The sequence below is a fragment of the Streptomyces sp. NPDC107765 genome, assembly GCF_055657085.1.
The window spans coordinates 92,798-105,440 of record NZ_JBVKBL010000010.1 but is presented as its reverse complement, the minus strand read 5'-3'; the positions used below and the strand labels follow the sequence as shown (position 1 = coordinate 105,440).

At 71.7% G+C, this 12,643-nt stretch carries 7 protein-coding genes and 1 tRNA gene; 1 reads left to right on the top strand and 7 read right to left on the bottom strand.

Going from position 1 to position 12,643, the window contains the following annotated elements; genetic code table 11:
• Window positions 1-234 precede the first annotated feature (234 nt).
• From ACZ7MX_RS24060 to ACZ7MX_RS24050, 3 genes are all read right to left on the bottom strand, one after another.
• Entirely contained in the window at window positions 235-1,014 is a 780-nt protein-coding gene (locus ACZ7MX_RS24060) for a S16 family serine protease (RefSeq protein ID WP_472135211.1), read from the bottom strand.
• A 172-nt stretch (window positions 1,015-1,186) separates the two neighbouring features.
• Window positions 1,187-1,828: an IclR family transcriptional regulator gene (locus ACZ7MX_RS24055; protein ID WP_472135209.1), complete on the bottom strand. Its 642-nt coding sequence runs from the start codon at window positions 1,826-1,828 to the stop codon at window positions 1,187-1,189.
• Between the two features lie 508 nt (window positions 1,829-2,336).
• Complete coding sequence (locus tag ACZ7MX_RS24050) at window positions 2,337-4,133, bottom strand: DEAD/DEAH box helicase (protein ID WP_472135207.1); 1,797 nt, start codon at window positions 4,131-4,133, stop codon at window positions 2,337-2,339.
• 671 nt (window positions 4,134-4,804) lie between these two features.
• Here ACZ7MX_RS24050 and ACZ7MX_RS24045 point away from each other — a divergent pair.
• Window positions 4,805-4,876, top strand: a tRNA-Cys gene (locus ACZ7MX_RS24045).
• A gap of 302 nt (window positions 4,877-5,178) precedes the next feature.
• Here the strand turns inward: ACZ7MX_RS24045 and ACZ7MX_RS24040 are convergent.
• From ACZ7MX_RS24040 to ACZ7MX_RS24025, 4 genes are all read right to left on the bottom strand, one after another.
• Window positions 5,179-6,447 (bottom strand): hypothetical protein, encoded by a 1,269-nt coding sequence (locus ACZ7MX_RS24040; RefSeq protein ID WP_472135205.1) that lies wholly within the window; start codon window positions 6,445-6,447, stop codon window positions 5,179-5,181.
• A gap of 584 nt (window positions 6,448-7,031) precedes the next feature.
• Entirely contained in the window at window positions 7,032-9,362 is a 2,331-nt protein-coding gene (locus ACZ7MX_RS24035; RefSeq protein ID WP_472135204.1) for a xanthine dehydrogenase family protein molybdopterin-binding subunit, read from the bottom strand.
• Window positions 9,359-11,422 carry a (2Fe-2S)-binding protein gene (locus ACZ7MX_RS24030; protein ID WP_472135202.1) on the bottom strand — a complete coding sequence of 688 codons (2,064 nt, stop codon included), beginning with the start codon at window positions 11,420-11,422 and terminating at the stop codon, window positions 9,359-9,361. The genes ACZ7MX_RS24035 and ACZ7MX_RS24030 overlap by 4 nt, the downstream gene beginning before the upstream one ends.
• Window positions 11,419-12,315: an FAD binding domain-containing protein gene (locus tag ACZ7MX_RS24025; protein WP_472135200.1), complete on the bottom strand. Its 897-nt coding sequence runs from the start codon at window positions 12,313-12,315 to the stop codon at window positions 11,419-11,421. Before ACZ7MX_RS24025 ends, ACZ7MX_RS24030 begins: the two co-directional genes overlap by 4 nt.
• Window positions 12,316-12,643 lie beyond the last annotated feature (328 nt).

The window sequence follows — 12,643 nt, the reverse complement described above, 5'->3', positions numbered from 1 at the left end:
GGTGGCCCTGGCCCTGGCCCTGGCCCTGGCCCTGGCCCTGGCCCCGAACCGAACCGCGGGAATACCCCTCCCGCCCCTCACCGTTGTGGCCCCGAGGGGGCGCTCCGGACCCCTACGGGATCTGTTCGACTGCCCCGTAAGGGACGCTTCCCCCTACGGGACGCATCCCCCCGGTCTGCGGCCCAGATTTCGGGGCCCAGCTTTCCGCGGCTCAGGTTTCCCGGGCCCAGGCCCTCAGCAGCTGGGGACCCGGCCGCCGTTCCGGAGGGCCTTGAGTGCCTTGACCGCGCCGTCGAGGGTGGTGACGGAGACCAGCCGCATGCCGCGGGGCAGCTCCGCGCGGGCGTCCGCGCACTCCTTGCGGGGCACCAGGAAGACCGTGGCCCTGTCCCGGCCCGCGGCCTGCGTCTTCAGCGCCACCCCGCCGACCGCCCCGACCTCGCCGTCCGCGGTGATCGTGCCGGTACCGGCGATGGTCCGGCCGCCGGTCAGGTCGTGGCCCGCGCCGTCGCCGGCCAGCTTGTCGACGATGCCGAGCGCGAACATCAGCCCGGCGCTGGGCCCGCCGACGTCCGCGAGGCTCAGCTTGACCTTGACGTCCTTGGGGGATTTGCCGAGTTGCCCGAGCGCCGCCTCGGTGGCACTGTCCTGCGACTCCTTCATCTGCCGGGCGTTGTGCTCGGCGATCTCCTCAGTGTTGTTGCCCACCGGGTAGACCGCCTCCTTGGGCATCACCGCCTCGTCGGAGCGGAACCAGCCCTTGAGGATGTCCGCCAGATGGACGGAGGCGTCCGGGCCGGTGGCGACGATCGAGGTCATCCGCAGCTGCCCGCTGGTCTTGCGGGTCCCCGCCCCGCTGATGGTGATCACCGGTTTGCCCTTGTCGTCGCCGAGGACGTTCGCCGTCATGCCCGGATACGCCACCGAGAACGGCAGCGGGGCGAGGGCCGCGGTGACGAGGAGGGCGAGGACGAGGGCGGTGCAGACCGCCAGGGCGCGGGCGCGGGAAGACACCCCGCCACCCTAATTGACCCCCGCCCCACCAGGCCCGTAAGCCGCTGCGGGCTCACCACACGGCCACCGCCCCTTCACACTCCGGTACGGGCGGTACGAGCGGTACGGAGGGCACGGACGGGTGCGGGCGGCCCAGACAGTACGGGTGTACGGACTACCCGGGTGGTACGGCTCAGCGCAGTGCCTCGGACACCTCGCGGGCGGCGTCGATCACCCGCGGACCGACCCGTTCGGAGACGGTGTCGGAGAGCATCACCACGCCCACGCTGCCCTCGATGCCGCTCACCCCGAGCAGCGGCGCCGCCGCACCGCTGGCCCCGGCCTCCAACTCCCCGTGCGTCAGGGCGAGTCCGGCGTCCTGGAGGCGTCCCTGGCGGGCCTTGAGGATGGCCCGCCCGGCGGCTCCGCGGTCCAGCGGATGCCGGAAACCGGCCCGGTAGGCCACGTGGTAGTCGGTCCAGGTCGGCTCCACCACGGCGACGGCCAGCGCTTCGGTGCCGTCGACGAGGGTGAGGTGCGCGGTGGCGCCCACGTCCTCGGCCAGTGACCTGAGTGCGGGCAGCGCGGCCTCTCTGACCAGCGGATGGACCTGCCGGCCCAGGCGCAGGACGCCCAGGCCGACGCGGGCCCGGCCGCCGAGGTCGCGGCGCACCAGGGCGTGCTGCTCCAGGGTGGCCAGGAGTCGGTAGACGACGGTGCGGTTGACGCCGAGCTTGTTGGACAGCTCGGTGACGGTCAGCCCGTGGTCGGTGTCGGCGAGGAGTTTGAGGACGCGCAGTCCTCGGTCGAGCGTCTGGGAGGTCTCTGCGGTCACGACGCCCTCCTGGTGTGAGTGGCGGCGCTCGACGCGGTGCGCTGCGAGTCCCGGAGCAGCGCGCGCAAGAGGCCGCCGGCCGCATGGCACCGGCTGCGCTCCGCGGCGGCGCTGCCACGGGGCGTGTGCGTGACCGGGACAGTAGCGAGCCAGTCCGGTCAGCGGAAGAGTCCGTCCAGAATCCGGGCTTCCGCGCCCGTAATATCCCGTTTGGTCCGCCCAGAAGGGTCTCGCAAGCGCCTCAGCAGGGCTTCAGCGGGGCTTCAGTGGGCGTCCGGTGTTTCAGCGAGGGCTACGACATGACCCGTCCGTGACGCGGGCGGCGCGCCACTACGGAGCGCCCGCGGACGGCCACGCAAGGCGGCCGGACACAAACGGCGGCCGGGCCCCGGTACGACGGACAGCCGCACCAGGACCCGGCCAACCAGGGCGGCTCACCGCGGTCCGGGCCCCAGGGGCTCACCGCGATACGAACCACAGGTGGCTCACCGCGACCCGGCCCCAGGGCTCACCGCATCCGCGTGGCCCACTCCCGTACCTTCTTGATCCGCTCGTTCAGCTGCCCGGCGGTGGCCTCCGCGCTCGGCGGTCCGCCGCACACCCGCCGCAGTTCGGTGTGGATCACCCCGTGCGGTTTGCCGCTCTGGTGGACGTACGCCCCCACCAGCGTGTTCAGCTGCTTGCGCAGCTCCAGCAGCTCCTTGTGCGTGACCACCGGCCGCCGCTCGGCCGGGATCTCCAGCAGGTCGGCCTCCGAGTCCGGCTTCTTCCGGCTGTGCGCGATCTGCCGGGCCTGCCGCTTCTGCAGCAGCAGCTGCACCTGGTCGGGCTCCAGCAGCCCGGGGATGCCGAGGTAGTCCTGCTCCTCCTCGCTGCCCGCGTGCGCCTGCATGCCGAACTCGGCGCCGTCGTAGAGCACCCGGTCGAAGACCGCCTCCGACTCCAGCGCCTCGAACGAGAACTGCTCCTGCTCCCCGGTGTCCTCGTCCTGCTCCTTGTTCGCCTCCTCCATCTCCTTCTCGGATTCGGCGTACGGGTCCTCCTCGCCGTCCTTCTTGGGCTTGTCGAGCACGTGGTCGCGCTCGACCTCCATCTCGTTGGCGAAGCCGAGCAGCATCGGGACGGTCGGCAGGAACACCGAGGCGGTCTCGCCGCGCTTGCGGGACCGTACGAAGCGGCCGACAGCCTGCGCGAAGAACAGCGGCGTGGAGATCGTCGTGGCGTACACCCCCACCGCCAGCCGCGGCACGTCGACGCCCTCCGACACCATCCGCACCGCCACCATCCAGCGGTCCTGCGACTGCGCGAAGTCGTCGATGCGCTGCGAGGCGCCGGAGTCGTCGGACAACACCAGGGTGGCGCCGTGCCCGGTGATCTCCCGGATGAGCTTCGCGTACGCCCGGGCCTGCTCCTGGTCCGAGGCGATCACCAGCGCGCCGGCGTCCGGGATGGACTTCCGGACCTCGGTCAGCCGCTGGTCGGCGGCGCGCAGCACGTTCGGCATCCAGTCGCCGCGCGGGTCCAGCGCGGTCCGCCACGCCTGCGAGACCGCGTCCTTGGTCATCGGCTCCCCGAGCCGGGCGGCGATCTCGTCGCCCGCTTTGGTGCGCCAGCGCATGTTGCCGCTGTAGGAGAGGAAGATGACCGGCCGCACGACACCGTCGCCGAGCGCGTTGCCGTATCCGTACGTGTAGTCCGCGGACGACCGCCGGATGCCGTCGTTGCCCTCCTCGTAGGTCACGAACGGGATCGGGTTGGTGTCGGACCGGAACGGCGTACCGGTCAGCGCGAGCCGCCGGGTGGCCGGCTCGAACGCCTCCAGGCAGGCCTCGCCCCACGACTTCGAGTCGCCGGCGTGGTGGATCTCGTCGAGGATCACCAGGGTCTTGCGCTGCTCGATCCGGTTGCGGTGCAGCATGGGGCGGACGCCGACGCCCGCGTAGGTGACCGCGACGCCGTGGTACTCGCGGCCCAGCGGCCCCGCGCTGTACTCCGGGTCGAGCTTGATCCCTATCCGGGCCGCCGCCTCCGCCCACTGCTTCTTGAGGTGCTCGGTCGGTGCGACGACGGTCACCTGCTGCACGACGTGGTGGTGCAGCAGCCACGACGCGAGGGTGAGCGCGAAGGTCGTCTTACCGGCCCCCGGCGTCGCGACGGCGAGGAAGTCCCTCGGCTGCGTCTGGATGTACCGGTCCATGGCCGCCTGCTGCCAGGCACGCAGCTTGTTCGCGGTACCCCAGGGGGCCCGCCCCGGGAAGGCCGGGGACAGGTGATGGCTGTTGGTGGCACTGGTGGTGGTAGTCACGGTCTCCGTCGGCTGAACTCGGCTCTCGGCAACCGCGCCAGCGTACCGGGGGCCGCTTTGCGGTTTCCTCCCACGTACCTGTCTGTCCCGCCGCGGGTGTTGCCGTTGCGCTGTGCGGCGCCCCGTACGTACTTGGCCGTCCCGCCGCGGGGCTTCTCGCCGTTGCGCCTGGCGGCGGGCGTGGTGTGTCGGGTGCGGTGACAGCCCTACAGACTTCGTCCTCCGGTCTGTCCCCTCCCGTGGTGGGGAGCTTTCCTGGGGGCGGGCCTGGGCCCTCCGGTGACTGTGACCTTTTCCACACGCAGTCACCCTGACCACCGGCGTCCACCCCCACACACCCGCACACTCCCCCAACGGGAGGGGACGGGCCGGAGGGGCCTTGTTCGTGGACGTAAAGCGCCAGCAGTCCACGAACAAGGCCCCGGAGGACCGTCACCGCACCCACCACAAACCCAGCCCGCCGCAGGCGCAACGGCGAGACGACCCGCGGCGCCGCAGACAACCACGTGCCAGGCGCCGCAAAGCGCAACGGCGACCAACACCCGCGGCGGGACAGACGGGTACGTACGGGGGCACCGCACAGCGGTTTGTTGCAGGTTCGTGGCGGGCCGCCCCGCGCCCTTGCCGGGCCCCCCGCCCCGCGGCCTAGAGTCGGGAGCACAGCGCAACTTGGCCGTGTGCCCGAGTGGTTCAGGGGCTCGCCTGCAAAGCGAGTTACGTGGGTTCGAATCCCGCCACGGCCTCTAGTGCCTTCACCAGGCAAAACGAAAGGGCGGCACCCTCGGAGGGGCGCCGCCCTTTCGGGCTACCGTCTCAGTTCCCGTCTCAGTCGGTCCCCCGAAGTGAAAAATTGACTGCCAGACGATCTGTCCGCCCCTACCCTGCTTGCGTGGATCGTGACTGGATGCGTCAGCGGCTCGAAGCCGCCCCGGCCGGCGGGCAGCGGCACGGGCCCGCTGGCCGTTCGCTCGGGTTCGCTACCCGCCCGGCGGGCCGCCTCGGGCATCATTCGATGGTCAACGCTCGCGGAGGTTCACCGCCCGTATCAAAATCCCATCCCTTTTCGCTCAGCGATGATCCCTAGAACCCCTTCATATAGAGGATTATGCGCCAGCTCGAATGCGGTGAGTTCACCGCTGCCGAGGAGTTCCTCAATTTCACCCACTACCGATTCGGGATCAAGGAGGAGCTTCTTTCGACGGGCGAGGCTAGATGATAGCCCACTGGTATCCCACTTCTCTACCTCTTCCTGAATCGAATCCCTCCCTTCAACCTCTTTACGGGCAAGCCAGTTGAATGTCTGGATCTTAATTCGCTGACTTCGACTAGAGGGGCAGGTGAGCGCGTAGCTAGAGATTGATATCGAAGCGTTCCAGAAGCCTCGTCGCGCACACTCCTCAGATTCCTCCAGCAGCATCGAAACTATTGGCTTCGAATCCTCCTTATGCAATTTACGCGCAATCCCTGAGGTCAAGATCACCCCGAGAGCCATAATCCTCTCCGCGGCCTCCAGGAGATATTCAGATGAGACTGTAAGCCTCTCACCCTTGGCTGGAAGTTGAGAGCCAGAGATCTTGAGCCCTTTAATCGCATCCAAGTAGATGTGATTCACTTCAGATTCGGCGTGCACGATTAGATTTCTTCTAGCGAACGTCTCTCGAATGCCGGCCCAGTCAACCGGAAGGGCCGTCATGGATAGACCGCCGCAGGCGCGAGTTAGCCACTTATCCCAACCGTCGATGCTGTCCCGTAGGAGCGCGCCGAGGCGGCGCTCGATCAAGAAATCTCTGGCGTTCTGAATAGAATCGAACTCAGAGAGTTGCTGCAGTGTGAACGAGTAGTCCGAATCATTAAGCGCGGCCCTATTCTTTGCGAATACGACTCGAGCCAGCTTACCGAAATGCACCTCGAAGTTCGAGACGAGCGAGACGAGCAAGGCTCGCCTTGTCATTTCCTCTCGCGATCCGACGTAAGCATATCTTGCGGCAGTCTTAATAAAGTGGACCATTGCCAGGGTGGCGGCTGGCGGCATGTCGAGCGTAACTGATTTGTTCACCCCATCCAGCTCGGTCAAGAATTTGCCGAGCCCAGCCTGGAAGGCTGCCTGCTCCTCCTTCTTCAGATGCTTGGAGATCCTCTCGCTCATGTCTTCAACATGCTTGAGCCCCTTCTTCTCAAGCTCGGGGATTACCGTTTCGCTAATTTCGATGATCGCCGAGACTTGCGCGGCGAATCGTGACGCCAGCGAGTTGAGGTGCCGCGGGGCACTACCAGCTGAGTCGGTTATTACGATGTCACTTGCAAAGTCTGGCACTATTCTCCCCCTCGGCTCGGCGCGTCTATACTGTCACTACTTTGGTTGTGCGTCAGAGTTTTGAGGAAGTCCCCGGATTGCCCGCTCATCAATCGCACAAAATTCCGACCTTCGTGATCCCATGCCCATAGGGGCCGTACGGCCTCCGCGCCGACGTGCGTCGCCTGTAGCGATCTCGTCGGGTGAGTCTGTGGGAGGAGGCGTGGTCGCAGCGTCGGTGCGGGGCTGTCTGTGAGCCGTGGGCCTTGTCAGGGGGTCGGGGATGATCGGTGGCGGGGTGGCGGTTCGGCGAGATGGGGTACTTCTTGCCATGGCGTGTGATGGATGGCCATCACACGGACGCGGCGTCCGTCTCAGTTTCCGTCTCGTTCAATGCCGTTCAGCGCCGTTCATGGCGGCGCCTTAGCCCATCACAACACGGCGCCCAGTCCCGTCGTGAACGACTACGGACCTCGACGCGCAACCCTCTGACCAGCACCAACAAACCTGCAAAGCGAGTTACGTGGGTTCGAATCCCGCCACGGCCTCCGAGTGACAGCGAAGCGGCCCGCCACCTCCGTGGCGGGCCGCTTTCGTGTGGGCGGTTACTGCTGGATCACCTGGGCGACCGCCGCCTGGGGGCGGATCGGGAGGCGGCCGATGGGGCGGCCGGTGGCGGCGCGGACCGCGGAGGCCACGGCGGCCGGGGCGGTGACCACCGGGACGGCGCTGGCGGGCTTGGCGCCGAAGGGGGCGATCACGTCGCGTTCCTCGACGAGTTTGACGATGCGGATGTCGGGGGCGTCGAGCGCGGTCGGCAGGGCGTAGCCGGTCAGGTCGGGGTGGCGGACCTGGCCGCGGGTGGTGCGGAGGTTCTCCATCAGGGCGGCGCCCAGGCCCTGGGTGACGCCCGCCTCGATACGGGCCCGCAGCTGGGCCGGGTTGAGGATCCGGCCGACGTCCTGGGCGACGGTCATCTCGACGACCCTGATGGTGCCCAGTTCGATGTCGACGTCGGCGACGCAGCGGATGGCGCAGAAGGCGAGGCCGACGAAGGCGTCGCCCTGGCCTTCGTCGTCGAGCGGCTCGGTGGGGTGCGGGCGGCACTGGGCGGTGGCCCAGAGTTCCTTGCCGTCCAGGGCCTCGGCGACGGTGGTGCTGAGCACGCCGTCGTACGAGGTGATCTTGCCGTCGCTGATCTGGAGGAGCTCGGTGGACATCCCGAACTTGTGGGCCAGCGGCTGGAGGAGCTGGGTGCGGACCATCTTGGCGGCGCGCTCGACGGCGCCGCCGGAGACCCAGGTGTGCCGGCCGTGGCAGGCGGGTCCGGCCGGGGGCTGGTCGGTGTCGACGCCGGCGACGTGCACCTCGTCGACGCCGAGGGTCTCCTGGACGATCTGCCGGGCCAGGGTGGAGAAGCCCGAACCGGTCTCCACGGCGGCGCAGATGACGGTCGCGACCGAGCCGCTGACCTTGACGGTGGCGGTGGAGACCTCGTCGGTGCCCTCCGCGCCCAGCATGTGCACCATGCCCAGCGCGTAGCCGACGCCGCGGCGCACCGCGCCCGGTTCGCCCGCGCCCTCGGGCCCGCCCGGCAGCAGCCATTCCGCTTCGGGGGCGTCCTTGGGCAGTTCGGGCAGCGGCGCCTCCTTGACGGCGAGCAGGAGCTCGGCCACCGGGGCGGGGCAGGTCACCGTCTGGCCCGTGGGGAGCAGATCGCCGGTGGCCATGACGTTGCGGAGCCGGATCTCGTGCGGCTCCAGGCCCAGAGCGGCGGCGAGCTTGTCCATCTGGCCCTCGTAGGCGGCGCAGACCTGCATCGCGCCCTCGCCGCGGACGTGGCCGGACGGCGGGTTGTTGGTGCGCACCGCCCAGCCGTCGACGACCGCGTGCGGGACGACGTACGGGCCGCAGGCGAAGGAGACCGCGGCGGCCAGCGCGTCGGCGGAGGTGTCCGCGTACGCTCCGGCGTCCATCAGGATCTGCGCCTCGACCTTCACCAGCTTGCCGTCGGCGTCCGCGTGGTGGCGGTAGCGCAGCAGCGTGGGGTGGCGGTGGGCGTGCGCGAGGAAGGACTCCTCGCGGGTGGCGGCCAGTTTGACCGGGCAGCCGGTGCGCAGCGCCAGCAGGCCGAGCGGGAGCTGGATGCCGGGGTCCTCGCGGTCGGCGGTGGCGCCGGGGACGCCGGTCACCACGACCTTGACCTGCTCGGGGGGCAGGCCGAAGGAGGCGGCGGCCAGGTCGCGGTCGGTGTGCGGGTCCGTGGAGGCGGTGTAGATCTCCACGCCGCCGTCGGGGCGGGGCACGGCGAGTCCGGCCTCGGCCCCGATGGGGGCCGGGTCCTGGCGGCCGATCCGGTAGAGGCCCTCGACCATCACCTCGCCCATGGCGTCGGCGTCACCGAAGCGGAGCGGGATGTGCCGGATGAGGTTGCCGTCGGGGTGCAGCGGCTCGGCCTCGAAGGCGAGCTGGGGGTCGGTGACCGGTTCCAGGACCTCGTACTCGACGGCGATGGCGGCAGCGGCCAGCCGCGCCGTGTCGGGGTGGTCGGCGGCCACCGCGGCGATCGGCTCGCCGTGGTGGCGGACCTCGTCCTTGGCGAACACCGGGCGGTCGGCGATGCCCCGGCCGTGCCCCGCGTCCCCGGGCACGTCCTCGTGCGTGACGACGACGCGGACGCCGGGCATCTCGGCCGCGTGCTTGGTGTCCACGGACAGGATCCGGGCGCGCGGGTGCGGGGAGCGCAGCACCGCCGCCCACAGCAGGCCCTCGGCCCACAGGTCGGCCGCGTACGGGAAGGTGCCCTCGGTCTTCGCCGGCGCGTCGGCGGACGGCAGGGAGACGCCCAGGCCGTGCAGCGGCGCCTCGGCGGGCATCTCGACGCCCGCGGCGGGGGTCGCGGTGACGGCGCCGGCGCCCTCGGACGTTCCGGTCATGCCGAGCCTCCCGGGTGCGGATCCTGGTCGTGCGGGGCGTGGCCCGTGGGATCGGCGGGGCCCGCCTGGTGGGGGATGCGTGCGGTGTCCGCCGGGGGCGCCCCGGTCTCGTCGTCCGCCTCGTAGGCGGCCGCGGCGGCCTCCGCGCGGGACTTGACGACCTCTTCGACGGCGTCCAGCACACCCCGGTAACCGGAGCAGCGGCACAGATTGCCGCACAGCGCCTTACGGGTCTCCAGTTCGCTGGGGGCGTGGTTGCCCTCCAGGAGGTCGTGCACGGTCATCGCCATGCCCGGTACGCAGAAGCCGCACTGCACGGCACCGGACGCGGCGAGCGCGCGCTGCACGTCGGAGGGCACGCCGTTCTCCGCGAGCCCCTCGACCGTGCGGACCTCGCTGCCGGCCGTGGTGGCGGCGGGCACCAGGCAGGAGGCCACCAGCCGGCCGTCCACCTGGACCGAGCAGGCGCCGCACTCCCCCTGGGAGCAGCCGTCCTTGGCCCCGGCCAGACCGAGCCGCTCGCGCAGCACGTAGAGCAGCGATTCGCCGATCCAGGCGTCGGTGACCGGCCGGTCGATGCCGTTGACGCGCAGCACGTAGGAGGCGGCGGGGTGTTCGTCGTGGGGGGCGGGCTCGTCCTCGGGGTGGGAGGGGGTGGTGGCCGGGTCGTCGTCGCCCGGGGTGGCCGGGGCGGCGGCCGTGTCCTCGGGGGCGGGCCGGTCGTGGGCGGCGGCCGGGGCCTCGTCCGGGGCCTCGGAGCCCGCGGGGGCCGTTGCCTCGGCGGCGGTCCCATCGGGCACGCCGGATACGTCGGACACATCGGACACGTCCGGTGAAGGTGACGAAGCGGGCGCGGCGGCCGGCTCCGGGGCGGCCCCGTCCGCGGCCGCGGCGAACTCCGCGGTGTGCTCCGGCTGTCGGGCGGCCCGCCCGGGCTGGGGGACGGCGTGGTCCGGCCGCTCCGCGGTGTGCTCGGGCCGCGTCGCGGGTTCGGCGGCCGCGGGGGCCGTCCAGGCGCCGGCGGCGGCCGGGGGTGCGGGCGCGTCCGCCGCGGCGTCGTGGTGGTGATCCGTCACCGCGTCGTCGTGCGGCGGCAGCTCCGGCTCCGCGGCGGGCGGCCACTGGGCGAGCGCGTCGGCCGGCAGCGACCAGTGGCCGGTCGCCCCGGCGGCGGGGTCCGGTCCGGTGCCCTGGTCGTGGCCCGGCGCCCGGCCGTGGTCCGCGAGGCCGTTGCCGGGCGCGTAACCGCCGTTGTGGGGGCCGCTGAAGGGATCGTCCGCCGACGGTGCCGGGGCGGGCCCCTGGGGCTCCTCGGCGGCCGCGGGGGTGCCGCTGGTGGCGCTCAGGCCGGCGGTGAAGTTCCAGTGGCCGGTGCGGGCGGCGTCGGCGGTCTCCGCCGTGGTGGCGGCGCTCTCGTACGCGCCGGAACCCGGGTAGCCGCCGCCCTGGTAGCCGTCGCCGCCGTGGCCGGTGAGGCCCTGGTGGCCCGGGTGCCCCTGGTGTCCCGGGTGGCCCGTCAGCCGGTCGTCGCCGACGAGGTACTCACCGGACTCCTCCAGTCCGTCGTCCGCCGCCGGGATGCTCCAGGAGGCGGCGGCCTCGGCGCTGCCCGCCACCGGCCACTCCACGGTGTCCGGGCCCCACGGCCGGGCGGCCTCGGGTGTGCCGCCCTGGTAGATCCCGGAGCCGCCCTGGTGGGCGGGGTCGTGCGCGGGCGCGCCGTATCCGGTGGAGGGGTCGGCGTAGCCGGCCGCCCGGTCGGTGAACGGCATGGTCCACTGGCCGGTGGCCGCGGGGTCGGTGCCCGTTTCGTGGGCCTGCGGCGCGGCCGGGTGCGGGGTGAAGGACGCCGGCGGGGTGTAGCCGTGGCCGGGTGCGGCGAGCGGGTCGGCCCCCGGGGTGGGGTAGCCGGGCGCCCGGCCGCCGTAGACCCCGGTGGTGAAGCCCTCCGGGAGCTGGACGAAGGCCGTGGCCTCGGACTCGTACTCGCCGCCCTGCGGCAGCGGCTGCCAGCCCTGGTCGGCGTGCGGCTGCTGCGGATGACGGTGGTCTTCGCTCACGAGAGCGCCCTCCCAAGTGCGCGGCGGGCCAGGGCTGCCACCGTACGGCGCAGGTGAAGCGCGGCCGGCGGCAGGGTCGCCGGTTCGGAACCGTCCTCCGGCGGGGCCGGGTCGGGGATGCAGGCGGCGGCGACGTAGTCCCCGAAGGCCGTCAGGGCCTCGGGCACCAGGCTGCGTTCGCCGTCCCAGTCGATGAGCGAGGCCACCCACTGCTCGGCCTCCAAGGGGCGCAGCGGCATCGCGGCGACCGCGCCGACCGCGCAGCGGACCCCGCGCCGGGCGGGGTCGAGGACCAGCGCCACCGAGGCGGTGGCCCGGCCGGGGCCGGTGCGGCCGGTGGCCTTGAGGAAGGACTGCGGGGCGTGCAGCAGCGGCACCCGTACGAAGCCGACGAGTTCGCCGGGGTGCAGCATCTCGTGGCCCGCCAGGAGGTGGCTGACCGGGATCTCGCGGCGGGCGCCCCCGGGGCCGGCGATGATCACCGTGGCCTCCAGGGCGGCGAGCACCGGGAGCGTGTCGCCCGTGGGGGCGGAGGTGACGATGTTGCCGCCGAGGGTGCCGGCGTTGCGGATCTGCGGCGGGCCGGCCGCGCGCGCGGCGGCGGCCAGGCCGGGGATGAGGGCGGCGAAGTCGGGGCGTCCCATACGGGCGAGGGTCAGGCCGGCGCCGAGCAGCGCATGGCCGTCCAGGTACTGCCAGCCGCGGATCTCGCTGATCCGGCCGAGGCCCACCAGGGCCGCGGGTCTGAGGAGTCCGGCGTTGACCGCCGCCATGAGGTCGGTGCCGCCCGCGACGGGCACGGCGGCGGGCATGGCGGTGAGTGCCGCCACGGCCTCGTCGAGCGAGGCCGGCAACGTCACCGTGTGCGACGCGTGCGGTGCGTGCGTGGTCAAGCCAGCTGCCCCTTCCCCGGTGGTGTCCCGGCAGTTCCGCTCCGCCGTACGGTACGTGCTCACAGCCCGGACGTGGCAACTCTGGCACATCTTCCCGGACCCTCGGCGCGAGGGTCCGCGAAGGGACGATCCGTCCCCCGACAGGGTGCTGGTCCGGATTCGTCCGCCACCGCCGGTGAGGTCCGCGGACGGGCCCGCCGGCGGGGCGTACTGCGGGTGCGGGATGCGCCCGGGCGGGGCGCACGCCGTCGTACTGCGGTGCTCGGTACGGCGGTGCGGGGAGGAACCGCCGTGTGTACCACCGTCCCAGGGTCCGGCCGTACGGGCG